The sequence below is a fragment of the Sphingobacterium spiritivorum genome (genome assembly GCF_016725325.1).
Taxonomy (GTDB): Bacteria; Bacteroidota; Bacteroidia; order Sphingobacteriales; family Sphingobacteriaceae; genus Sphingobacterium.
This window is the reverse complement of the sequence record NZ_CP068083.1, coordinates 4,477,810-4,501,760: the sequence shown is the minus strand read 5'-3', so window position 1 is coordinate 4,501,760 and position 23,951 is coordinate 4,477,810. Positions and strand designations below refer to the sequence as shown.

Here is a 23,951-nt window from a genome sequence, read left to right as displayed (position 1 = left end):
TCCTCTTGTCTATTTTTTTTACTTAAAACAATACTATGCGTAATACGTTATACGTGTTATTTTTTCTTCTGGGATGTTTCCAGCTTAGTTATGCTCAGGAAAAGGCACAATTAAGGGGAACACTTGTAGATGAAAAAAATAAAACGCCTTTGGTAGGAGTCGTCGTTTCGCTGGAGAAAAACAAGCAAACAGCCACAACCAATACTGATGGAGCGTTTATATTTGTGAATTTGGAAGCCGGAGATGACCAATTGGTCATTAACTCAGCAGGCATCAGACCTTACAGCATGTCAGTTTCTCTAGCAGCTGGCGAAAATCAAACATTACCGGCCATAACATTGGTACAGGAGAATCAGATCGATGTACAGACCATTCTGGGCGTTATAAATGATGATATTCTCAATGACGATGGAGACATCCATGGTCAGGATATCCGTTCTTCTGTGATTTTATCCAATGATATTTACCTTAACAAAGTTGGATTCAAATTATCTCCTTTTCGCTTTCGCGTGCGGGGATATGACAATTTTTTTGAACAAACCTACATCAATGGTATATTGGCTAATGACCAATATCGTCGCGTCTTCAACTTTGCATCTATAGGTGCATTGAATGATATGACACGAAACGGAGATGTGGTCAATTACAATAATAGTGGAAATTTCACTTTCGGATCTATTGGAGGAGCCGAAAATATTAATATGCGTGCCAGTTCATATGCCAAGGGTGGTAAAGTAACAGGTTCTTACACAAACCGCAATTACTATGCGCGTGGGATATTCAGCTATTCTACAGGGTTGATGGATAATGGCTGGGCTTTTACCGGAGCTATAGGAGGGCGGTATGCTGATAAGGGATTTGTAGAAGGAACTTCTTATAATAATGTATCCTATGCTTTTTCAGCGGAGAAGCAGTGGGCAGACGGAGCGCATTCTCTTTCTTTTGTTACTTACGGATCTCCGGTAGTACGCGGGCAACAGGGCGCGTCTTTTCAGGAAGCCTACGATTTGCTGGATAACAATATGTACAATCCAAACTGGGGTTATCAGGATGGAAAAGTGCGTAATTCACGAATGGTAACGGCTTATGATCCTACAGCGGTGCTCTCGCATATCTGGAAAATAGACGAAAAGACGACATTGACATCCGGTGGTCTGTTGCATTATGGCCGCTATGCAAGTTCAGCACTCAACTGGTACAATGCAATAGATCCAAGACCGGACTATTACCGTTATCTGCCTTCTTATTTTGCAATGGATCCGGCGAATACGGATCAGTTTACTTATAACTACTATCGGGATTTGTGGACATCCAACAATACAGATGTAACACAAGTCAATTGGGATGAAATGTACAGACAGAACATGGATCCTGAAAACAGACGTAAATATAACGGAGCAGCACTTTATATGGTAGAGAAGCGTCATTCAGATCTTCTGGAAGGAACACTTAGTTCGACGTTCAACAAGCTTTATGACAACAATATGCGTCTGACAGCAGGAGTTGAAGCACGTAAAACAAGATCATATCAGTATAAAACTGTTGAAGATTTGCTGGGTGCAGACTATGTTCTGGATAAAGATAAGTTTGCAGAACGCGACAATCCCGGAAATGAAGATATAAAACAAAACGACTTGCTGTTTCCGGATCGTAAAGCATATGTAAATGATATCTTCGGTTATGACTTTGATATCGATGTACAATCTGTTAATGCCTGGGTGATGAATCAATATCAGACCTCAAATATTGATTTTCATTATGGCACAAAACTGACTTATACTGATTTTCAGCGTAACGGTAATATGAAGAATGGCCGTTTTCCAAACAACTCTTATGGCAAAGGTGCAAAATATCATTTCTTCGATTACACGTTGAAAGGTGGTCTGACCTACAAAATAAATGGACGTCATTATTTATCTGCAAACACGAGCTACAGTACAGAAGCACCTATTCCTGATCGTGCCTATGTCATGCCTAGGGTAACGGATCAGGTGGTTAAAGGACTGACAAGCAGCAAAATTTTTGCTTCCGATATCAACTATATTTTCTCTATGCCTCGTTTATCCGGTCGCGTATCTGTTTTTCAGACAAACTTCTACGATCAACTGGAGCGAATGGCCTACTATCATGATTCAGAACGTACATTTGTATTTCACAATCTGACAGGAGTAGATCGTGTACACCGCGGAGTAGAAGCAGCTGCTACCTACCGTTTGGATGACAACTGGAGCTTTGATTTTATCGGAACAATGGGTGAATATTACTATAGCAATAATCCATTGGGCATTATGAATTCGGAGAATGGTAAATTGATAGATATTGAAGAGACAGTGTATATGAAAGATCTGTATGTGTCGGGTACTCCGCAGTTTGCAGGTGTACTGGCCGCAAGGTACTTCTATAAATACTGGTTTTTTGAAGTAAGTGCCAATGCGGTGGGTCGAAATTATCTTTCAGCATCGGCTATGCGCAGACTGGCTTCAAACTACGTCAATATCAATCCATATGATGAGGATAGTTTCAACGCATACAAAACACTTACCAGTCAGGAACGCCTGGATGATGTTGTTACGATGGATGCCTCTATCGGGAAAATGTTCTACCTCAAAAATCGAAGAGCATTGAATTTCAATTTTTCTGTTATAAATTTATTAAACAATAAAAATATCCGTACGGGTGGTTACGAACAGGGGCGTTTAGATACAACGTATCCTAACCGTTTTGCTTCCCGTTATTTCTATATGCAGGGGATGAATATCTTCTTAAACGTAAGTTATAGATTTTAATACGCTATGAATATGAATACACTTAAATATTTATTTATTGCGGTATGTACACTTCTGTTGAACATATCGTGTGAAAGAGATTATATGGCTCCACCGCTTAATGAGCCTAAGTATGAAGGTGCACTGGACAATATTTCTATACTCCAGTTAAAGCAACGATACGCCAGCATCACATCACCACAGCTTATTGCTGAAGAGTTGATCATAAAAGGAATTGTTACCGGCAATGATGAGTCCGGTAATATCTACAAACAGATCTATGTTCAGGATGCTTCCGGAGCGATCAATATTGGTATCGATCAGAACTCTATTTATGCAAGCTATCAGGTAGGTCAGGAAGTATTTATCCATCTTAAGGACCTGTATGTCGTCAAATATGGCGGTGAACTACAGATCGGTATGGGTACTACCAATGCGAATCGTATCAGCTGGGAAATGTTTAAAGCAAAAGCTTTTTCAAATTCATGGCCGAATGTTGCCAATGCAACACCAAAAGTAGTTGAACTTAATGCATTGACAGATAATATGGTACATCAACTGGTCGAAATCAAAGATGTAACATTTGTCAATGGAGGAAAGAAAGCTTTCACCACCGGAGATGCGACTACCAACGAACAGATCAAAACAGCTTCTGGAAATGTACTTGATGTGAGATCGAGTAACTTTTCTGATTTTGCCAAAGATATCTTACCTACCGGAAAAGGAACGGTAGTGGGTATACTGGGACGCTTTAACGGCGGATGGCAGTTGTTCCTGCGCACCAAAGCTGATGTGAAAGATTTTGATGGTAAAGCTCCTGAACCGGAGCAACCGCAGGCCGGAACATTCTTCAAAGAGACATTTGGCTCAGGTACTTATCCATCCGGAAACAGACCAAAAATCAATGATTTTACTGATTTTGACATGAAAGCACCCATCAAGTATACAGATGAGTCGGGCGCTGCCGATATCCGTAGTGTATCCGGAGATAATGGCGCACATATCTGGCTTCCGGCAAACAGGGATGCAAATATTAAAGTGACAGGGATCAATACTTTGAATAAAGGTGATGTGACACTGAGCTTCCAGTTGGCTGCAAATTTGTTTGATGCAGGTACTTCTGCCAATGTCAACAATATTCAGTTAAAAGTAAATGGTACTGTTATAACGCTTCCTAGTCAGGTATTATCAAATGCTGCCGGAGATAACGGTAAATTCTATACGGTAACTATTCCTAATATAGCAAAAGCAGAAGCGGTAATCTTAGAGTTTATATCGCCTGCTGACGCAAATAAAGTAGGATTCCGTTTTGATAATATTCAGTTGGTGGGCGGAGCTTCTACAGGAGGAGGTTCCAATGGTCCGATTATCGTGACACCATCTAAATAAGATATTGCAGTATGATGAAAAAAACATATTTCAGGTCGCTCTGTATCTTATTTATTTTTGTTGTGCAGACCCATATTTCGGTCGCACAACAAAAAAAATATCAGGTGTATGCAGCTGCCTTTTATAATCTGGAAAATTTGTTTGACACAGAAAAAGACACCTTGATCAATGACGAGGAGTTTACATCTGAAGGTGGTAATCGCTGGACAGCAGAGAAATACAGAAGGAAACAGCTCAATATGGCAAAAGTCATATCCCGCTTAGGTAAAAAATACTGTCCCGCAGGTCCTGCATTTGTAGGGCTTTGTGAACTCGAAAATCGTAAAGTACTGGAAGATCTTACCCAACAGCCGTCACTGGTATCTCTGGGATACGGTATTGTACATTATGATTCACCAGACAGACGTGGTGTAGATGTAGCTTTGCTTTATAATCCGGGACTGTTTAAAGTAAAAAGCTCAAAAGTGTTTGCATACAAAGTTGATCATTTACCAGAATACAGAACCCGGGATATTCTACTGGTAACAGGTGAATTGGCTGGAGAGGAAATGCACGTTCTGGTCAATCACTGGCCTTCCCGGTATGGCGGTAAATCTTCCGAACTTCGGGAGCATGCTGCTACTATCGTACGTTCTGTAGTAGATTCATTATATGCACAGGATTCTCTGGCTAAGGTCGTCATAATGGGCGATTTGAACGATGATCCGGTAGATAAAAGTGTACGGGTGGTGTTGAATGCTAAAAAAACACAGCCGGAAGTTGCAAAGGGCGGACTTTTTAATACCATGTGGCAACATTACGATCGTGGTGTAGGTTCTTTGGGCTATCAGGGGAAATGGAATCTCTTTGATCAGATCATCATATCTGAGCCTCTTTTAGGGGAGGATCGCTCAACCTTAAAATTCTGGAAATCTGAAATTTATAATCCCGAGTTTCTGATTACACAGGAAGGTCGATACAAAGGCTATCCGTTTCGCACATTCTCCGGAAATGTATTTCAAAACGGATATTCCGACCACTTTCCGACTTTGATTTATCTGGTAAAAGATTTGAATTAAATCTTTAGTTTTGAAAGTTCTATGCGCATATTGATTTATCTGTATATCAGCACTACACTCTTCTTTGCCACAGGTTGCGCAAAGGATGATAAGGATACTGCTATTCCAGTGTCTGCCCGTACAGTAATGGTGTACATGGCAGCGAACAACAGTCTTTCCTCAGATGCTTATAAAAACCTCAATCAGATGGAAGAAGGGTTTACAGGGACCGATGGAAAGCTCGTCGTTTATGCGCGTATATTCGGTCAGCAGCCCAAACTCTACGAGATCGTATACGATACGAGCCCGGAAATAAAAAGCAAGGTACTCAAGACCTATAATGATCATGATTCTTCTGATCCGGATATTATGAAAATGATATTTGCTGACATGAAGAATCTTGCTCCATCACATTCATACGGAGCGATATTATGGTCACATGCCACAAACTGGGCTCCGGCTAATGCGGGAAAAATCAGTGTCCGTTCTTTTGGAGATGATAACTACAGCAAGATGGATGTACAGGTGCTGAAATCGGCTCTTCCTTCAGAATTGGATTTTCTGATTTTTGATGCCTGTTCGATGGCTTCTGTAGAGGTGCTGTATGAACTTCGAGATGTTGCACCCTATATTCTGGCTTCTCCAACTGAGGTGCTGAGTGTAGGTATGCCTTACCATCAGATCAACAGCTTATTGTATGAAACAGATGTAAAGAAAGGGCTTAGCGCTATTGCTAAAGCCTACATTGCTTATTATGAGCAAAAGTCAGGTTTGGAGCAGTCCGCTACTTTTTCATTAGTAGATACAAGAGCAATGGCCGGACTGGCCAGAGAGACACAGCTTTTGCTTTCTCAAAATCCAGAAGTTATTCCTACGATCAATCGGAATATGGTGCAACGGCTAGATCTTGATCCGGCAACACCGGTCAAAGCATATGATTTTCTGGATATGTTTGAAAAACATTTTCAACCGGAGAAATTACAAGGCCTGAAAACAGCTATAGAAAAAACAGTTGTTTATAAAGCACATACCGCCAATTTCCTGGGAAAACCTATTCTGGCCTTTTCAGGATTATCAGGTTATATTCCAGCGAAAGAAGAAGCTTCCTTAGCTCCCTTTTATCAGACTTTGTCCTGGTCAAAAGATGCGGGTTATGATAAGTTATTCTGGTGGTAAGAATTAATAAAACAAAACAGTCCGAAATCTACATTTCGGACTGTTTTGTTTTATATCTATAATTGATCAAAGATTATGCGGATGGCGGGGTATTTCGCAGATATTTTACTTCTGTCTCAGAGAAAACATCCAGATTAATAATGCTCATTGTTGCATCAGCATACCAGTTTCCTTCTTCGTCTAATTTTTGTAGTTGCCATTTATATTCATGCCCCTTTTTTGAGAAAACCTTGATTCTAAAATATTCATTAAATCGAATGTTATTTTTTTATTAAATTTAATTCTTCAATCGTTTTGTTAATATTGTTTTTTGTATAATTGGAATATTTTTAACTAACAAAAATTATGAGTTTTTATTTTCGATTAAGTTTTATAATAATATTATTATTGTGCTTTCATAAAGGCAATGCACAAAATTTATTAAATTTTGAATCATGGAATGTTGGAGCAGCTCCTCAAACATCAAACTTGGAATACTTTGGTTCAGATGAAGATAATATTCTCATTTGGGAAAGTGTTCCAAGAGATGGAAAGAATGTAGTCTGGAGGGTTAATGGAAATTCTGTAGGAGATCAAGTGGGGGGATTTATATTTAAAAATCAGACTGTAAATCCTTGGAAGATGTATAGATATAGTGTTTGGATTAAAATGTCCATGAATCATGGTCAAATTTCGCTTGGAGTTTTTAATTCTCCAATAAAGAATTTGGATGGATCCATTAATCAGTTTGGAACATTCTTTTCTGATAAATTACCAATATTGGAACGATGGTATTTAGCAGTTTGTTACATACATCCTTTTAATAGTAATTTACAAGAGCATACAGGAGCAATTTATGATGGAATAACAGGGCTTAAAGCATTATCAATAAATGATCTTAAGTTTTTGAATGGAACAACATCAATTAATTTATTTAGTGATTTAATTATAAATGCTACGAATCCTGATCCATCTATATATACAGATTATTTTGCCCCAAGGCTAGAAGAAGTTAATGGTAATGAAATGCAACTTTCAGGTTTACTTGGCTTAACTACAGGAGTTGGTGAAACATTTTTTAAAGATAATGTAGGTATCAAAACTGAAAATACAAAGGGATACACGTTAGCAGTAAACGGTAATATCAGAGCCAAAGAGATAAAGGTTGACGCTGCAAATTGGCCAGATTACGTCTTCGATCAAACGTATCAACTCAAACCTCTCCATGAAGTTGAAAAATTTATAAAAAAAAATGGACACCTTCAGGAAATACCAAAAGCTGAAGAAATTGAAAAGGAAGGGCTGTCTCTTGGTGAAATCAACAATTTGCTTATAAAAAAGATTGAAGAACTTACTTTGTACATTATAGAAATAAACAAAACTGTAGATAAGCTTAAGCAAAATTAAAAACTGTTATGCTGACTTTAAAGTGATTAATAATTTCTATTAATCACTTTAAATAATTCTTCACTCACCGTTTTACTTTGATTCACCATCATAAAATGTCCGGCGTCTTCAATACGTGTAGCTATATTTTTAACATTCTTAGCGGGAAGAATATTATCTTTTGTCCCATGAATATGTATATAGTTTGTCGGTTCCTGTAAATTTTTCCAATTCAAAATTTCATTAATCGCCCACGTCATAAACAGGGGGTCTGTATCTTTTAATATTTCCTTGAGAAGTTGCTTATCTTCAGCTGTATGAATACCGAATAGCCATCCTAATACAGGATTATAGCTTTTGAATAGGGATGGAGGAAATATTTTGTGCAGTTTTAATCGACCCAATAATCTGTATAAAGCCGGAATTTCATGTCTTGTTTTAGCTGATGCGAGTAATATGAGTTTATCATATACTATTAATTTAGAGATCTCAACTGCGACCATTCCTCCAAAGGATAATCCTATAATAATTGGATTATCAGTATGTATCATTTGAGTCATACGTGCAGCATACTGTTCAATAGATTCTTGACTATGTGGAGGAATCCAATCCAGATATTCAACATCAAGACCATTGAAATCAATGTTACTAAATACTCTTTTATCCACACCCAATCCGCTGATAACATATATTTTCTTCATAACCGATAATAACCCTTGTCAATATAGGTAAAAGATAGATCTCCTAAAAGCTATTACTGCGCATTCTATCTGCGTAGCAGATTATAAATCAAAAGCCTAACTTTAGACTATTTAATATTATTTCATTGTAATTCAGCTTGTTGTTTTTTTTGTTTTAGACTACGAAAAAGGATTGCATAGTCACTTTTGATCTTTGTATTGACCTTGTTGTAAACAAGATAAAATATACTTGATATGAGAGATAGAATACTTAAAAAATTAAATGAAATTTCAGTTGCAGAAAATATAAAGATACTTTTTGCTTGTGAATCCGGGAGTAGAGGGTGGAAATTTCCTTCTATTGACAGCGACTACGATGTTCGCTTTATTTTTGTAAGAAAGCCTGATGCCTATTCAACTATTTTTCCAGCAGTTATGGATCTGCAGTTTCCGATCCATGAGGACCTCGATATGTATGGCTGGGATCTTAGAAAGGTACTTACTCTTTTATATAGTAGCAATGCGACACCTTTCGAATGGATACAATCTCCTATAGTTTACTGCCAGGAGCTAACTTTTAAAAAGTTTTTTTTACAGTTGATAGAGTCTTATTTTGATGAGCGAAAGCAAGTACATCATTACCTTGGGACGGTTAGGAGCAAGATCGATATCCTTGAATATAAAAAAGTGAAATTAAAGTCATTATTTTACGTGCTGAGATCTTTGTTAGCAGCAGAATGGAGTTTAAATAATAATTCATATCCTCCTATGATCTTTGACGAGCTGATGGTGTTGATGCCAAAAGATATATGTAATGAAGCAATAGACCTTGTCGCATTAAAGAGCAATGTTAATGAACAATTTGAATATACCTTAACCTCTTCTCTTAGACAATATATATCAGATAAATTCAGAAGTCTGGAAGCAAAAGCCAAATTGACAGAAAGCAAACAGTTTGATAAAGATCATTTAGAAGAATTTTTTAAATCTATATTACATCAATCATGACAATACAGGATCTTAAGAATCAAAAACTGATACTATTTGAAGCTATAGTTGGAAGTAAAGCATACGGTCTTGCTACAGATGAGTCAGACACAGATATAAAAGGAGTGTTTTATTTACCTAAAGACAAATTCTTCGGTATGGAGTACATTTCTCAGGTGAACAATTCTACCAATGATGAGGTTTATTATGAATTGGGACGATTTGTTGAGCTGTTGTCCAAAAGTAATCCTAATACATTAGAATTACTGGCCAGTCCTGAAGATTGTATTCTGCATCAGGATCCTTTGTTTAAGATGTTTGATATGGAAAGTCTTGTTACGCGTGAATTAGTGGAGACTTTTGCTAATTATGCTATGGCTCAGGTGAAAAAAGCTAAGGGATTAAATAAAAAAGTAAATAATCCATTAGACGAAACGCGTAAAAATCTTTTAGATTTTTGTTTTGTAATTGATGGCCATGAAAGTATAGCCTTACAAAAATGGTTAAAAATAAAAAAATGGAACCAAAAGCATTGTGGATTGGTAAAAATTAATCATAGCAAGGGGGTGTACGCTTTGTTTTATGATACCACTGGGATGCACAATTATAAAGGTATTTTGCTCAAAAATGATAGTCAGGAGGTTTCTTGCAGCTCCGTGAAGCCAGGAGAAGTGCTTAAAGCTTATTTGTTTGTGAATCAGGATGCATATTCTTCTTATTGTAAGAGTTATAAAGAGTACTTTGAATGGGTAAAACAACGAAACGAAAGTCGTTATCAGGGAACATTAAAACACGGAGGGGGATATGATGCAAAAAATATGATGCACACGATCCGCTTATTAGATATGTCAAAAGAAATACTTCAATACAGAAAATTGAATGTAAGAAGACCTGATAGGGAAGAATTATTGAAGGTAAAAAAGGGGACATATACTTATGAAAAGTTGTATGAGGAATGTGAAAGATCTATTAATGAAATTAACTCAATGCTGTATGTATGTGCTTTTGCGCAAAAACCGGATATTTCTAATCTGGAAAGTATTTTAGTGAAAATCAGAAAAGAGTTATATAAATAGTTTTTGTGATACACTTTTACACCAGTCATTTTATTTTAAAATGACTGGTGTAGATTCATAGGACAAATGTCACCTGAATATAAAACATGATATCCGAAACTATTTTTGTGGTCTGTTTGATCCGGATACTACCATATTCTTATTAAATTGTGCCTGTAATAAAATAAACGACGGCTATGGCAGAGGAACATAACAAGACTGAATTTTGGGAATCAGCATTTAATGATAAAAAGGAAATGTGGGGTTTTGAACCTTCCAAATCTGCTGTGTTGACGAAAGATTTCTTTGTGCAGAAAGATCTCCGGAATATACTGATACCCGGAGTTGGTTATGGGCGTAATGCGCAGATTTTTAAAGATAATGGAATAAAAGTTACAGGTATTGAGATCTCACAGACAGCCATCCAGATGGCGGAAAAACATTATGGAACAGATATGCTTATTTATCATGGTTCTGTAACGGATATGCCTTTTGACAAGGAGTTGTATGATGGAATATTTTGTTATGCTTTGATTCATTTATTGAATGAAGATCAACGAAAGAAACTGATCAGAGACTGCTATAATCAATTGATACCAGGAGGTTATATGGTATTTACAGTTATTTCCAAATCAGCACATACATACGGTCAGGGACGCCTGATCAGTACCGATCGCTATGAAATATACGAAGGTGTCCATATGTTTTTTTATGATGAAGATTCCATCCGGACAGAATTCGGGGCATTCGGACTATTCGGGATCACAGAAATAGACGAGAATCAACCGTTCTATTTAATCAAATGTCAGAAAGAACAATAAAAGTAAAATCATGATAGTTTTGCAGATCTTATGCTAGTAGCGGACGGCCTCACTTTTTAAGCATTCTGTTTAAAGTAATTTTAATACGCATCCGTCTACCTCTCTTTAACGACGCTAAATATGGCAAAAAGACTTATTCTGATATTATTACTTTTTCTGGTTGCAGATATATATTTCTATCAGGCGATCACTACGCTTACAGAAAGTACATGGATCCGGACGATCTATTGGTCTGTAGATGTATTGTTGTTTTCAGGAATTATCGCTATCGTATTTCTCCGGAGAGCAGGTAACAATCTGCAACGATTCATTCCTGTATTGATTACAGCTATGCTGGTTATCTTTATTCCCAAACTATTCTCCTTTCCGATACTGTTAGCAGAAGATATTGTAAGGCTATTTCGGGGATTTCCGGTTAGAAGTATATATGTCAGCGAAGCGACATTAGCCCTTGCTGTTATTATGGTATTGATTATTCTGTTTGGTCTTACACGTGGTAAGCATTTTTACAGAGTGAGAAAAGAGACACTCTTCTTTCCTGATCTTCCGGAAGTTTTTGACGGTTTTACCATCACTCAATTGTCCGATATACATTCCGGGAGTCTGAATGATATCAAAGGAGTACAAAAAGGAATAGATCTCGCCAATGCGCAAAACAGTGATCTTTTGTTGTTCACAGGAGATCTTGTCAATAATATGGCTAGTGAAATGGATCCCTGGATTCCATATTTCACAAAACTCAAGGCTCCCTATGGTAAATATTCTGTATTGGGCAACCACGATTATGGAGACTACATTCGTTGGGATAATAAGGAAGCCAAGGAAGCCAATCTTAACCGACTAAAACAGGTACATGCCGAAACAGGTTTCCGATTATTACTCAATGAAGCTGTAATTATCAATAAACAAGGTCAAAGTATAGCACTGGTAGGAGTAGAAAACTGGGGTAAGGGTGGTTTTCATCAATATGGCGACCTCAAAGAAGCCACTTCTCATATTCCTGATGATGCATTCAAAATACTGATGTCTCATGATCCTTCTCACTGGGATGAAGTTACCGTTGATCACAATCAGCGTGTACACCTCACTTTGGCAGGACATACACACGGGATGCAGTTTGGAATTGAGTTATTCGGCTTCAAATGGAGTCCTATTCAATATTTTTATAAACAATGGGCAGGTCTCTACCAGAGAGATGGTAAATATTTGTATGTCAATCGAGGATTTGGATATCACGGACTAAAAGGAAGGGTAGGTGTATGGCCGGAAATAACGGTGCTTACACTCAAACGAGAAGTCTGATTTTCATAAAATTATCAAACTCTTAATATAAAAGAGCCCCTAAGAAAATCTTTCTTAGGGGCTCTTTTATAATCAGGATAATTATGTTTTATTTTGTTCTTTCTCTCTCCTCCTCATTTCCGAAATTCCTTTGTCTGGATTTTATTTCTTTGTTGCCGAATTTATAACTTACAGATATACGGAATCCTCTGCTGTCGTGGTAAGATCTGACATCATTTTTGATCCCATTGGAGTAATAGCTGATAAGGGGTCTTTGTGCATTCAGCAAATCTTCTCCTGTAACTGTCAGCGTCAGATTTTTATTGAGCAATAAAAATTTCATAGAAATATCCATAATATGAAGCCTGGAAATATGGAAGATCTGATATCTTCCGGGAAGCTGTAACCCATAATTCAAACCAAAAAATATGGATTTTGACGAATTCAGGGTAAAATCGTTATTGCTGTAAAAATAAGCGTTATAGCCATCGACAGATTCTACGAAATTTGTTTTTGATTTCACATGCTGATAGTTTACATTGAATCCTGTAAAACTATTCCACCAGGACCATTTACTGAAATTGTAATACGTTGAATACCCGATCTGGTAGGTGTCCGCATAGTTTAGAGGAGTACTTCTTGTCACATTATTTACCGGATCAACTATAGACAGTTCCTGTCCAAAATCTGAAACCCGAGAGAAGTATACCGAACTCATCCATTTCTGTTTGTAGATGTAGGAAAATTCAAGATTATCAATAAAAGAAGGTTTCAGAAACGGATTTCCTTCCGAATAATAGTAGGGACTGGTACGGATCACAAAAGGATTGAGATAGTCAAAATCCGGTCTGCGGATCCTCCTGCTATAATTAAGAGAAAACGAGTTGCTGTCATTGGGTACATAGGTAACATAAGCTGTCGGAAAAAACCGGATATAATTATTTTTATTAGCCTGATTCAGATTGGCAGAATATCCCTCTGTTTGCGTAGCTTCCATTCTCATCCCAAATTGCGTTTCCCAATGTTCATTCAGCTTTCTGTGAGCCGAAAAGTATAATGCTTCATTGTATTCTTTATAATTAAAAACATTAGACTGATCCGTATTCAGTATTGGTGTTCCGCTTAGATTGTCATATACCTGCAGATCGTTATTCGTATTTGTATAGGATATTTTTCCTCCGAAACTAAGATTAGCCCAGTTGTAAGGTAAGGAAACATCTATCTTTCCTGAATAGTTTTTTATCGTATTGATATTACTGTTTGTAGATGAAAAGTAACTGTTCGGGATTGGGGTACGGTTTGGGTCCAGTTCATGACCGGCAAAAGAACGGTAATCGCCCTTCTTATACCTGAAGTAGTCCAGATCCATAGTGATGTTCTTACCGGATGAATCTAAAGCAAGGTTATGATACCAGTTGAGTGCATTCATTTCAGGCTTATTATGAGCTTCTACATCAGATGTAATGTAGGAATTTATGATTTCGTTTGAAGCATTAAATCTTGTAGTGAGTGGATTATTAGCAGAAGTGCGGTCCGTGAAACTGCCTAAGTATTTGACTCCGGTGCTCCATTTGTCCGTTATTTTGTAATCTGCTCCCAATCCCAGACTCCAAATAGAACTTACAGATTTGTTGCGAACCTCCTCTGTCCATAATTCGTCTGTGTAGAAGATGCGTCTGTCTGAGCGGGTACTCAGTTTTTCAGTACCTTTACTCATACTGGTTTGTAAAGATAACCGATTATGATTGTAGTTGAATAATCCCTGCAGATTGCTGCCTGCATATGTTTTCTGCGTATAGGTTGTGCCTATATTCGCAGTCCAGGAATTAGCTTTTGCAGTTTTGAGTTTAATATTAATCAGTCCACTGTTTCCTTCAGCATCATATTTGGCAGGAGGGGTAGTGATGACTTCAATGCTTTTGATATTGTCTGCCGGAATAGATTTTAAAAAAACAGCTACATCCTCTTCTGACATCCGTTGTAACCGGTCATCTATCATCACCAACACATTACCCTTACCTACAATAGAGATATTTTCGTTTTGTACTCTTACCGTGGGTGTGGCTTTCAGTGCATCCAGAGCCGTACCTCCGGTAGCGAAAGTCGAATTCTCCACATGAAATACCAGTCTGTCTACCTTTTGCTCGATTTGTTTTTTTCGGCCAGTTACCGTTACTCCGTCTAATTCGGTTACCTCGTCTATCTCCACATCTGCCAGGGTTGTATCCTGACGTAAAAGGAGAGGTATATTCTTAAATTCTTTTCCGAATTGCTCAATGACCAATTGGTAATCGCCTTTGGAAGTTTGGATAGAAAAATATCCAAGACTATCTGTGAATGCCTGATGAATCCGGACTGAGTCCTTATTCAGGAGATTGATATGTACAAATTCGACAGGTTGCCGGCTTAGATTGATAATTCTGCCCTTTACCCATATCTGCTGTCCCATAGCACTCAACTGACAAAGAATAGCAACTATAAAAAAGATAAATGTTTTCATGTGTTTAATGTTAAATCCGGACAAATATTCTCCGAAAAATAGTATTGGCCTATTTTTTTCGACAAACCCCTCCGGTTTATCTACGAATCCGTTTTTGTAGACTTTGATGAATGAGTACCTTTGAAAAAAACTAGTTAGATGTTGTATAAAGGAACATTATCAAAAGCAACGGAAAGATTCATCCATCTCATATTTTGGCTGATTGTAATCTATTTTACATTCGTGAAAAATCCCTTATATGCAAAGTTTGCAGTACCGGATCTGTTTTACATGACTTACGTGATCTGTTTTGTTTCCACCTTTTACTTTCATTATCTGATCGTCATGAGATGGGCATTTAATGCCTTTAAATGGAAAAAACTGTTTTTAGGAATATTTATTTCCTATCTGGTTTTTACAGGTCTACGGTGGGTGTCAGAACAGGTGGTAACGGATGTATTATTTCATAAAATCAATTATGTCAATACCACGTTTATCAGTTATATGCTGGATAATATGCATTACAGCAGTATGCCTATTGTTTTCAGTTCTTTACTTTGGTTTGCTATCTATTTTATAAGACTGCTGGAATACAATAAGATTATCCTGGAAGAAAACAAAAACACGGAAATTAAATTTCTGAAAGCACAGATCAATCCACATTTTGTATTCAATACCCTTAATAATATTTATTCAATGGTTTATTTTCAATCGGATAAATCGTTGCCTGCCATTGAGAAACTGAGCCAGATCATGCGTTTTACAACGTATGAATCTCAGAAAGAAAAGATAAAGCTGGCAGATGAAATCGGCTATATTAACGCATATCTGGAGTTGGAACAGTTGAGACATGAGGAAAATGCTTTTGTTGATTTGCATATGGAGGTACTGAATGAGGGTATGGAAATACCGCCCTACCTTTTATCACCTTTAGTTGAAAATGCACTCAAACATGGAATTGCGTCCAATTCAGCACCTATTATAATACATCTTCATGTCGATGCACAAAAACTGACTTTCAGAGTGGAAAACGGGATCGGAAATCATAAAAAGGATAAACTAGGCGGTATAGGATTGGATAATCTAAAAAAGCGTCTTGAAATATACTATCCGCAAACACATGATTTAAAACTGCAGAATAAGAATAACATGTTTACAGCTGAACTGCAAATAAATTTATGATAAAAAGAAAAATAAACTGCCTCATCTTAGATGATGAACCTTTTGCAGTAAAGCTTCTGGCAGATTATGCCTCTAAAGTATCACAATTGAATATTGTATATGCAGGGACGGATGCTTTTGAAGTCATTGAAATATTAAATTCCGCATCTGTAGATTTGATATTTATAGATATACAGATGCCTCAGCTCACAGGTATTGAATTAATGCAGATGTTTAACCAGAAGCACAATTTTGTTATCACTTCGGCTTATTCTGAATATGCATTGGATGCTTTTCAGTTTAATGTAATTGATTTCTTATTAAAACCGGTCACCTTTAACCGGTTTTATCAGAGTGTAGAAAAATTCAACCGCTGGCAAGCTGCGTTTGCAAACAGTGAGGCTGACAATTCGCTGTTTGTGAAAGTAGACCGCAAACATTACAAAATCCAACCGGATGACATCCTTTTTATAGAAGGACTAAAAGATTATATCCGTATTCATACGGTATCGGAGCGGATCGTGGTATTAGAAAATATGAAAGATATTCTGGACAGATTGCCGCAAAACCAGTTTGTGCGTATCCATAGATCCTATATCATCCCTTTAAACAAAATCAAAGTAATAGAAGGAAATCAGATCGTCATGACGAATGGTGAATATCTCCCGATCGGGGAGACTTACCGAAAACTTATTGGTGAATGGCTGGGAAAAAATTAACCGGTCTTTCTATAAAATAATATTCCGCTTGAATGCACAGCCCAGTTCAATAATAGAATCTGTCTTTGCAATTCCCGGAATATTATCAATTTTTTCATACAGTAATTGCCTCATGTGTTCATGATTTTTGGCAACGATCTTAATGTATAAAGTATAGTTTCCTGTAATGTAATAACATTCGGTAACTTCAGGGATTTTCTGTAATTCTTCAATTACCCGCTTTGAATCGTAATCTTTTTCCAGACTAATACCCGTGAAAGCTCCCCAGTCGTAGCCCAGTTTTTTCTCATTCAATACAGGTTTAGTTCCTTCTAATATACCCTGATCGGATAGCCTGCTTATGCGCTGATGAATCATCGTATTGGAAACGCCCATTTCACTGGCAATAGCCGAATAAGCCATTCTTCCGTCTGTGTCCAGCGTTTTGAGTATGCGGATATCAAAATCATCTAATGTATACATGGTTTTTGGAGTTGAATATTCAAATTTAGTATAATTTGTTATTTTTTAAGTCAAATTAAATATTTATTTGTGTTTTACATGTTATATTTTATAAGTTTGAAAATATGAATAATAATATTGAGGATATGAATATTCAAACCGATAAAACCAAAAGTGATGCTTTTATAGCAAAAGAAAACCAATATGGTGCACATAATTATCACCCGCTTCCTGTTGTATTAGAAAGAGGAGAAGGGGTATTTGTCTGGGATGTGGAAGGTAAAAGATATGTTGATTTTTTATCAGCTTATTCAGCTGTAAATCAGGGCCACTGTCATCCGCGTATTATCCATGCGCTGACCGAGCAGGCTAAAAAACTAACGCTTACTTCACGTGCATTTTTCAATAATAAACTTGGAGAATTTGAAGAATACATCTGCAGGTTATTTGGATATGATAAAGCGCTTATTATGAATTCCGGAGTAGAAGCCGTGGAAACAGCCATGAAACTCTGTCGTAAATGGGGATACCAGGTCAAAGGAATCGATAGTAATCAGGCAAAAATTGTATTCGCCAAAGATAATTTTCACGGGCGGACCATTTCTGTGATTTCGGCTTCTAATGATGAAGTCAGTACCCATGAATTTGGTCCTTTCGTAGATGGAATCATTCAGGTACCTTATAATGATGTCGAGGCTTTTGAAAAACTCTTAAAAGAAGATAAGAATATTGCAGGCTTTATCGTAGAACCCATTCAGGGGGAAGCCGGGATTATTATTCCTGATGAAACATATCTTTCTGCAGTCCGTCAATTGTGTACAGATTATAATGTACTGTTTATCGCAGATGAAATTCAGACAGGTATCGGACGTACAGGAAACTTATTGGCATCCTATGATGTCTTCGGATCTGTACCTAGCAGTAAACCGGATGTTCTCATTTTAGGTAAAGCATTGTCCGGTGGTGTATTACCGGTATCAGCAGTATTGGCTAATGATGATATTATGCTTACAATCAAGCCGGGAGAACACGGATCCACCTATGGAGGTAATCCATTGGCTTGCGCGGTTTCCATAGAAGCGCTACAGGTGGTGCTGGATGAAAAACTCACTGAAAACAGCCAAAAAATGGGTGAAATATTGCGGGCCGGGCTGAAAGAAATTGCCGGAAAGATAACATTGATTAAAGAAGTAAGAGGAAAAGGATTATTAACAGCTATAGAAATGAATTGCTCTGAAGAGGATGAATTAGCCTGGAATCTATGTCTTGAATTCAAGAAAAATGGACTTTTGGCAAAACCCACACATGGCAATAAAATTCGCCTGGCCCCGCCATTGGTAATCAATGAAGAACAGATAACAGAAAGTCTGCGTATTATCGAGAAATCCTTAAATGCTTTTGTATGAAAAGATCTATAGAACTGATTAAGAACAGATCTGATATAGGTGCAGGGACAAGAGGATCAGATCTGGGGATAGACGCAATAGAGATTGCCGCAATTAATAAAGGCAGTCTTTTCTTTAGAAAATATCCGTTTGTGGATGTACAGACACGTAATGATTCAATTTATGAGAATGATCTCAATCCATTCGGCAAACATATAAAACAGGTATATCAGCAATGTAAACAGGTGGCTTCTATTGTTGAAGACAGCATATTGAAGGAAAATTTTCCACTTGTATTCTCCGGTGATCATTCTTCAGCAATCGGTACGATCAGCGGGATAAAAGCTGCTCTTCCCGATAAAAGGTTGGGCGTGATCTGGATCGATGCCCATGCGGATATACATTCACCCTATACGACGCCTTCCGGAAATCTGCACGGAATGCCGATCGCTGCAGTGTTGCAGGAAGATAATTTACAGTGCCGGATTAATGAGGTGGACAGCCATACACAGACATATTGGGAAAAACTAAAGCATGTAGGTACAGCTGAAGCCAAACTGGTAGCTGAAGATCTGGTATATTTTGGCGTCCGCGATACGGAGGAACCTGAAGATATGCTTATAGAAAGGTTGGGCATCAAAAACTATCAGGTAGGAGAGGTACGTGTTAAGAATGTAGAGCAATGTATTACAGAAGTATTTGAACAATTGAAAAACTGTGATATTATATATGTCTCATTTGATGTAGATAGTATGGACAGTGAAAAGATTTCTGAAGGAACAGGTACACCCGTACCCGAAGGATTCTTTCCTTTTGAAGTTACCTTACTCTTACAGGAACTGATGCGTTCGGAAAAAGTAGTTTGTATGGAAGTTGTGGAAGTAAATCCTCTGCTGGATCATCATGGAAACAGAATGGCTGAAGTCACATTCGACATCCTGGAGAAAGTAGCAACTGTTATAGAAGGTACGGACTAAAATCGGGAATAGCTTTCCTGTCAGCTTATATAAACCGCTTCGAAAGAGGCGGTTTTTTATTTTGATAACAACTTATGTGAGTGAAATATTTTTATGTTTCTGTAAATATTAAAATAGACTTAAAGAGATATGATAACTCTCTGAAAAATTACTTAATTTTAAATGAGCATCGTAATCGTTTATATTTTGTCAATATGAAATTTTGAGCGACGTGAAATCAGAGAAGCAAAATAAATTCCTGAGGGAAAGATCAACATAATAAAGAAAAGTATGTAGTTACTGTCCTGAAATTTAAGAAAGATGTTACGAATATTTTAGAAACGGGAACAAAATTGGGTGGCTTACAATTGAAATTTTCAAATTTTTAATAAGATGAAAGAGATAGAGAGAATACATCAAAGTATAAAAGGAGAATTACCCGATACGACAAGGATGGTTATCACAATAAAAAATGTTGACAATGTTGAAGAAGTCCTTAATAATGCTAAGAAAATTATGAAATGTATTTCTAACTATGCTTATACAGATAATTGGCCATCAGATGAAGAATGGAAATCTATCCTTCCGAAGTGGTTTGTGGAAAGTATGACGGAAAAATCCGAGAAAGATAGAGAGAATGATGAGAACTTATGGCATTATGAATCTTGGATAGAGAGTATGTACCATAGAGCATGGGAATGGTATAGTTCGAAGATTGAAGGTAATACAATAACGATTGTGTTTAAAATGCTTAATCTCCCATATATTTTTGAACAATTTCTTTATATATTTTATTCTCAGGGAGTACCAATGAGTAATATTACAGATAAAGATGATATATATGGGGAAACCCAACATTAAGTTTTAACGCTTTGCATGAAGCAGTTTTTCTTTATTTAAACCATTTTTTTATCAAAGATCTGTTGACAAGAGCCGTTGATTTTTTTCTTTCCTGATCCGGGAGTTTAAGAAGGGTGTTAAGAATATTTTAGAAACTGGAACAAAATTGGGTGGCTTACAATTGAAATTTTCAAATTTTTAATAAGATGAAAGAGATAGAGAGAATACATCAAAGTATAAAAGGAGAATTACCCGATATGACAAGGATGGTTATCACAATAAAAAATGTTGACCATGTTGAAGAAGTCCTTAATAATGCTAAGGAAATTATGAAATGTATTTCTAACTATGCTTATACAGATAATTGGCCATCAGATGAAGAATGGAAATCTATCCTTCCGAAGTGGTTTGTGGAAAGTATGACCCAAAAATCTATCGAAACAATAATGAAAACCAAAGGCCAATGGCATTATGAATCTTGGATAGACAGTATGTACCATAGAGCATGGGAATGGTATAGTTCGAAGATTGAAGGTAGTACAATAACGATTGTGCTTAAAATGCTTAATCTCCCATATATATTTGAACAATTTCTTTATATATTTTATTCTCAGGGAGTACCAATGAGTAATATTACAGATAAAGATGATATATATGGGGAAACCCAACATTAAGTTTTAACTCTTTGCATGAAGCAGTTTTTTTTTATTTAAACCATTTTTTTATCAAAGATCTGCTAACACGAACAGTTGAATTTTTTCTTTAATGATCCGGGAATTTAAGAAAGATGTTACGAATATTTTCAGAAACTGGAAAAAATTAAATGAAACATACAGAAAATCAAATTAGAATTATCGCTTTAAAAATATTAAAGGATATTGAAATATAAAGAAATTGTGGACTCAACCGATAACATTAATTATAGATAAATGAAAAGTGTAAAATGGTTTTGGATTGTAAACTTGTTATTAACCCTTATAAGTTTATTTTTTTTGGTTTGTTTTATAATAGATCTGAATAAATTCTCTTTACTAAAAAATGTTTATTATCTGGTGACTTTGGATGAGTCTATTACTCCCTTTCTTTTTATAATGGAGTGTATTCAGATTCCGCTAATACTAGTGATTTTATTATGGAAGAAGCAAGAAAGAAGAACTCTTCCATTATTTTACTTATTCTTTCTTATTACTTTATGCGTTTTGAAAATAGTATTATACTTTACTACAGCTCTTGGTTTTGCATATGGAGAGTATTAATTTATTCTTCAATAGAAACCTAAATTATATAAAATGAATTTTAAAAAACAAAAATAGGATGTTGTCACGCAGTGTTTATTTTGAAGGTAAGTCTTCATCTCTGATGCAGCAGGAGAGCCTGTTTACTATCAGAATTTTAATTAAAGGATGCTAATGGAAAATATTATCGCATTAAGGACTAATGCTTTTATAATGTCTTGACCACTTCAAAAGTAGCGGCTTTTCTGAGATAAGAGAATATCCTCTTTTGCCTTGAAGAAGAAGTGGCAGATAGTGCTTTCAAACTTGCCGAGAGAAGGTTGAAAGTCAGATAGTTTATTAAAACAATAAGAATTATGATTCCAATAGGAGAAGAGTATGATAAAATATCAAACAGAGATTTAGTAAATATTATTTCGAAAGAAGGGAAGATTAATATTAATTATTATCCTGTTTTAGCAAAAAGAATGAAGGACGATTCTAGATTTGAAAAATTCTTATTAGCAGAAGTTAGCTCAGAAGATAATATAAATGAGGTATTTTTTGGTTTTGCTAAAATAGCGTGGATTCCATTATTATCAATTATAGAATATAGTACATCTAACTTTATAAGGAAAGGGGTAATTGAGTTTAATAAATGGTCAGAAATAGAGAAAGACGTTTTTATAAATTATATTAAAAACGAAAAAATAATTAAATATTTTTAATTCTGTCAAAAATATAGTGAATAAATTTTTGACTATTCTTAATAAGAGAGAGTGTACTTTTTCTAAGAGCGTGTTCAGAAATCTGGATTCTGAAATTAGTCAAAATTGTTAATGAAAAGCGAACTGGAAAATATTAAAATCCAGTATAAAAGCCAATCAAACGCTATTTATTCCTTCGCTATTTTCACTGTTTTTCTACTGTTATCTTTATCTTTTATGGAGAGATTCAGGCTTTCCCCGGTGAAGTAATTTCCAAGGAAAAGTTGACATATGTCCTTGAATTCATCAACTTTATAATCATTAATCTGCAGAATAACGTCTCCACGTTTCAAACCTGCTTTTTCAGCATTTGAACCTTCATATACAACAGAGACTATATAGTCATCATTCACAAGCTGGGAATCAAAACCATAAAAATTACTGTTCTTAACAATTTGTCTGGTCTGATAAGGGTGAAAATAAAAGTGTTTGTGCAGATAATCGAGAGTGATTATGCCATATTTACCAAAGGGCATGCCTATGGCGTTTTTATTCTTATGTTCCGATACATTAGTTATAATGCTGTCCAGTATTCCGGGGCCGATTTCAATCTGATTCAGCAGTATTCTCCATTCATCTCCCTCTTTTCCGGCACCGAAGAGTCCTGATGAAACGGATCCTTTGCCTTTATACAGCATTTTCGCTTCTCCTTTATTATTCAATTCGTTATAAGTAGGGTAGGACACCGCTAAAAGTTTATCTGAGCCGCTGTCAAATAAAACCTGGAATGGGTTACTGTCAGCTATTTTTATGTTCAAAAACGGCCTGCTGTTTTTGTCAAAAGCCAGGGCCATTCTTTCGTCAGGAAGTACGGTGAAGTTTTCGATTTTATCGGTCAGGATGAGCAATTTTTTTTCAAGATCGATCTGTACGATACTATGCTTAAGGATTGTACTTCCTAAAAGCCCGTCCACAGCAAAACACTGCAAAAGGCCACTGGCAGACAAGTCATAAACCAGTGCCTGTGTATTTGAAAAAGCAATATTTCCGATTTGTATATCCGGCATTTTCACAACCGGAATGTCACTTGATTTGCCGGTAACATCCGTTGTCGCTATTTTATGTCTTGATTTAAAGTTGAGCTCTGCGCGTAACTGTTCTGATATCAGAAAAGGGGCGCCTGTATCCAGAATAAATCTTCTTTCTTTATTTTCAATGGTTAGCTTAATAATTATCTTATTCTTTACATACTCAAAGGGTATAGTATCACAGAAATTAGAAACCTTGATTTTCGAAGCATTCAGATTTTGTGCATACCCAATATCAGGTAGCATGAAAAGAAATGCCATCATGGCAATAAAAGATAATTTAGATAGAGTCATTGTTCAGCAACGATTAATAATCACAGTCCACAATATAATAAAATTGTATTTACTTCCAGTCACTCAAAATTCTGATAAAAAATATACTTTGCAATAGTATTGCAAGTAATA

20 protein-coding genes are annotated in these 23,951 nt (G+C 36.3%); 16 read left to right on the top strand and 4 right to left on the bottom strand.

The genetic code is table 11. The annotated features are described in order from the left end of the window. Positions 1–35 precede the first annotated feature (35 nt). The 5 genes from I6J02_RS18835 (at position 36) to I6J02_RS18815 (ending at position 7,753) form a co-directional block, all read left to right on the top strand. Positions 36–2,786 (top strand): TonB-dependent receptor, encoded by a 2,751-nt coding sequence (locus I6J02_RS18835; protein ID WP_201679316.1) that lies wholly within the window; start codon positions 36–38, stop codon positions 2,784–2,786. Positions 2,787–2,798: 12 nt separating this feature from the next. Then, on the top strand, positions 2,799–4,154 hold the full coding sequence (locus I6J02_RS18830) for a DUF5689 domain-containing protein (RefSeq protein WP_236582167.1): 1,356 nt from the start codon (positions 2,799–2,801) through the stop codon (positions 4,152–4,154). Positions 4,155–4,165: 11 nt separating this feature from the next. Beyond that, complete coding sequence (locus I6J02_RS18825; protein ID WP_201679314.1) at positions 4,166–5,212, top strand: endonuclease/exonuclease/phosphatase family protein; 1,047 nt, start codon at positions 4,166–4,168, stop codon at positions 5,210–5,212. Positions 5,213–5,233: 21 nt separating this feature from the next. Further along, positions 5,234–6,367 (top strand): clostripain-related cysteine peptidase, encoded by a 1,134-nt coding sequence (locus tag I6J02_RS18820; RefSeq protein ID WP_201679313.1) that lies wholly within the window; start codon positions 5,234–5,236, stop codon positions 6,365–6,367. 345 nt (positions 6,368–6,712) lie between these two features. Beyond that, entirely contained in the window at positions 6,713–7,753 is a 1,041-nt protein-coding gene (locus I6J02_RS18815; protein WP_201679312.1) for a hypothetical protein, read from the top strand. Between the two features lie 26 nt (positions 7,754–7,779). On the opposite strand, the gene I6J02_RS18810 is transcribed toward I6J02_RS18815, so the two are convergent. Continuing rightward, entirely contained in the window at positions 7,780–8,433 is a 654-nt protein-coding gene (locus tag I6J02_RS18810) for an alpha/beta hydrolase (RefSeq protein ID WP_201679311.1), read from the bottom strand. Between the two features lie 234 nt (positions 8,434–8,667). Here I6J02_RS18810 and I6J02_RS18805 point away from each other — a divergent pair, with 234 nt between their 5' ends. From I6J02_RS18805 to I6J02_RS18790, 4 genes are all read left to right on the top strand, one after another. Further along, positions 8,668–9,420, top strand: coding sequence for a DNA polymerase beta superfamily protein (locus I6J02_RS18805; protein ID WP_201679310.1), 753 nt, complete (start codon positions 8,668–8,670; stop codon positions 9,418–9,420). Then, positions 9,417–10,475, top strand: coding sequence for a DNA polymerase beta superfamily protein (locus tag I6J02_RS18800; RefSeq protein WP_201679309.1), 1,059 nt, complete (start codon positions 9,417–9,419; stop codon positions 10,473–10,475). The genes I6J02_RS18805 and I6J02_RS18800 overlap by 4 nt, the downstream gene beginning before the upstream one ends. A gap of 176 nt (positions 10,476–10,651) precedes the next feature. Next, positions 10,652–11,275, top strand: a complete 624-nt coding sequence (locus I6J02_RS18795; RefSeq protein ID WP_201679308.1) for a class I SAM-dependent methyltransferase — start codon at positions 10,652–10,654, stop codon at positions 11,273–11,275. Positions 11,276–11,395: 120 nt separating this feature from the next. Next, the gene (locus tag I6J02_RS18790; protein WP_201679307.1) at positions 11,396–12,577 is read left to right on the top strand and encodes a metallophosphoesterase; all 1,182 of its coding nucleotides are present in this window, start codon (positions 11,396–11,398) and stop codon (positions 12,575–12,577) included. Between the two features lie 88 nt (positions 12,578–12,665). On the opposite strand, the gene I6J02_RS18785 is transcribed toward I6J02_RS18790, so the two are convergent. Next, a complete protein-coding gene (locus I6J02_RS18785) occupies positions 12,666–15,056 on the bottom strand; it encodes a TonB-dependent receptor (protein WP_201679306.1) in 2,391 nt (796 codons plus the stop codon). A gap of 138 nt (positions 15,057–15,194) precedes the next feature. On the opposite strand from I6J02_RS18785, the gene I6J02_RS18780 reads away from it, so the two are divergent. Beyond that, positions 15,195–16,217 (top strand): sensor histidine kinase, encoded by a 1,023-nt coding sequence (locus tag I6J02_RS18780; protein WP_201679305.1) that lies wholly within the window; start codon positions 15,195–15,197, stop codon positions 16,215–16,217. After that, positions 16,214–16,915 carry a LytR/AlgR family response regulator transcription factor gene (locus I6J02_RS18775; protein WP_236582166.1) on the top strand — a complete coding sequence of 234 codons (702 nt, stop codon included), beginning with the start codon at positions 16,214–16,216 and terminating at the stop codon, positions 16,913–16,915. The genes I6J02_RS18780 and I6J02_RS18775 overlap by 4 nt, the downstream gene beginning before the upstream one ends. Positions 16,916–16,924: 9 nt before the next feature. Here the strand turns inward: I6J02_RS18775 and I6J02_RS18770 are convergent, their stop codons facing one another. Next, on the bottom strand, positions 16,925–17,377 hold the full coding sequence (locus I6J02_RS18770; protein ID WP_201679304.1) for an Lrp/AsnC family transcriptional regulator: 453 nt from the start codon (positions 17,375–17,377) through the stop codon (positions 16,925–16,927). 104 nt (positions 17,378–17,481) lie between these two features. Here I6J02_RS18770 and rocD point away from each other — a divergent pair, with 104 nt between their 5' ends. From rocD to I6J02_RS18745, 5 genes are all read left to right on the top strand, one after another. After that, positions 17,482–18,762 (top strand): ornithine--oxo-acid transaminase, encoded by a 1,281-nt coding sequence (rocD, locus tag I6J02_RS18765; protein ID WP_317191824.1) that lies wholly within the window; start codon positions 17,482–17,484, stop codon positions 18,760–18,762. Further along, positions 18,759–19,718, top strand: a complete 960-nt coding sequence (locus I6J02_RS18760) for an arginase (RefSeq protein WP_201679303.1) — start codon at positions 18,759–18,761, stop codon at positions 19,716–19,718. Before rocD ends, I6J02_RS18760 begins: the two co-directional genes overlap by 4 nt. Positions 19,719–20,090: 372 nt before the next feature. Next, positions 20,091–20,558 carry a hypothetical protein gene (locus I6J02_RS18755; protein ID WP_201679302.1) on the top strand — a complete coding sequence of 156 codons (468 nt, stop codon included), beginning with the start codon at positions 20,091–20,093 and terminating at the stop codon, positions 20,556–20,558. A gap of 185 nt (positions 20,559–20,743) precedes the next feature. Continuing rightward, positions 20,744–21,211: a hypothetical protein gene (locus I6J02_RS18750; RefSeq protein ID WP_201679301.1), complete on the top strand. Its 468-nt coding sequence runs from the start codon at positions 20,744–20,746 to the stop codon at positions 21,209–21,211. Between the two features lie 917 nt (positions 21,212–22,128). Next, positions 22,129–22,479 (top strand): hypothetical protein, encoded by a 351-nt coding sequence (locus tag I6J02_RS18745; protein ID WP_201679300.1) that lies wholly within the window; start codon positions 22,129–22,131, stop codon positions 22,477–22,479. A 167-nt stretch (positions 22,480–22,646) separates the two neighbouring features. Here I6J02_RS18745 and I6J02_RS18740 read toward each other — a convergent pair whose 3' ends face one another. Next, the gene (locus I6J02_RS18740) at positions 22,647–23,840 is read right to left on the bottom strand and encodes an aspartyl protease family protein (protein ID WP_201679299.1); all 1,194 of its coding nucleotides are present in this window, start codon (positions 23,838–23,840) and stop codon (positions 22,647–22,649) included. Positions 23,841–23,951: the final 111 nt, after the last annotated feature.

Bases quoted from the DNA above. Each gene is read 5' to 3' on its own strand.
- I6J02_RS18835 (WP_201679316.1), top strand. From the start codon at position 36: ATGCGTAATACGTTATACGTGTTATTTTTTCTTCTGGGATGTTTCCAG.
- I6J02_RS18830 (WP_236582167.1), top strand. From the start codon at position 2,799: ATGAATACACTTAAATATTTATTTATTGCGGTATGTACACTTCTGTTG.
- I6J02_RS18825 (WP_201679314.1), top strand. From the start codon at position 4,166: ATGATGAAAAAAACATATTTCAGGTCGCTCTGTATCTTATTTATTTTT.
- I6J02_RS18820 (WP_201679313.1), top strand. From the start codon at position 5,234: ATGCGCATATTGATTTATCTGTATATCAGCACTACACTCTTCTTTGCC.
- I6J02_RS18815 (WP_201679312.1), top strand. From the start codon at position 6,713: ATGAGTTTTTATTTTCGATTAAGTTTTATAATAATATTATTATTGTGC.
- I6J02_RS18810 (WP_201679311.1), bottom strand. From the start codon at position 8,433: ATGAAGAAAATATATGTTATCAGCGGATTGGGTGTGGATAAAAGAGTA.
- I6J02_RS18805 (WP_201679310.1), top strand. From the start codon at position 8,668: ATGAGAGATAGAATACTTAAAAAATTAAATGAAATTTCAGTTGCAGAA.
- I6J02_RS18800 (WP_201679309.1), top strand. From the start codon at position 9,417: ATGACAATACAGGATCTTAAGAATCAAAAACTGATACTATTTGAAGCT.
- I6J02_RS18795 (WP_201679308.1), top strand. From the start codon at position 10,652: ATGGCAGAGGAACATAACAAGACTGAATTTTGGGAATCAGCATTTAAT.
- I6J02_RS18790 (WP_201679307.1), top strand. From the start codon at position 11,396: ATGGCAAAAAGACTTATTCTGATATTATTACTTTTTCTGGTTGCAGAT.
- I6J02_RS18785 (WP_201679306.1), bottom strand. From the start codon at position 15,056: ATGAAAACATTTATCTTTTTTATAGTTGCTATTCTTTGTCAGTTGAGT.
- I6J02_RS18780 (WP_201679305.1), top strand. From the start codon at position 15,195: ATGTTGTATAAAGGAACATTATCAAAAGCAACGGAAAGATTCATCCAT.
- I6J02_RS18775 (WP_236582166.1), top strand. From the start codon at position 16,214: ATGATAAAAAGAAAAATAAACTGCCTCATCTTAGATGATGAACCTTTT.
- I6J02_RS18770 (WP_201679304.1), bottom strand. From the start codon at position 17,377: ATGTATACATTAGATGATTTTGATATCCGCATACTCAAAACGCTGGAC.
- rocD (WP_317191824.1), top strand. From the start codon at position 17,482: ATGAATAATAATATTGAGGATATGAATATTCAAACCGATAAAACCAAA.
- I6J02_RS18760 (WP_201679303.1), top strand. From the start codon at position 18,759: ATGAAAAGATCTATAGAACTGATTAAGAACAGATCTGATATAGGTGCA.
- I6J02_RS18755 (WP_201679302.1), top strand. From the start codon at position 20,091: ATGAAAGAGATAGAGAGAATACATCAAAGTATAAAAGGAGAATTACCC.
- I6J02_RS18750 (WP_201679301.1), top strand. From the start codon at position 20,744: ATGAAAGAGATAGAGAGAATACATCAAAGTATAAAAGGAGAATTACCC.
- I6J02_RS18745 (WP_201679300.1), top strand. From the start codon at position 22,129: ATGATTCCAATAGGAGAAGAGTATGATAAAATATCAAACAGAGATTTA.
- I6J02_RS18740 (WP_201679299.1), bottom strand. From the start codon at position 23,840: ATGACTCTATCTAAATTATCTTTTATTGCCATGATGGCATTTCTTTTC.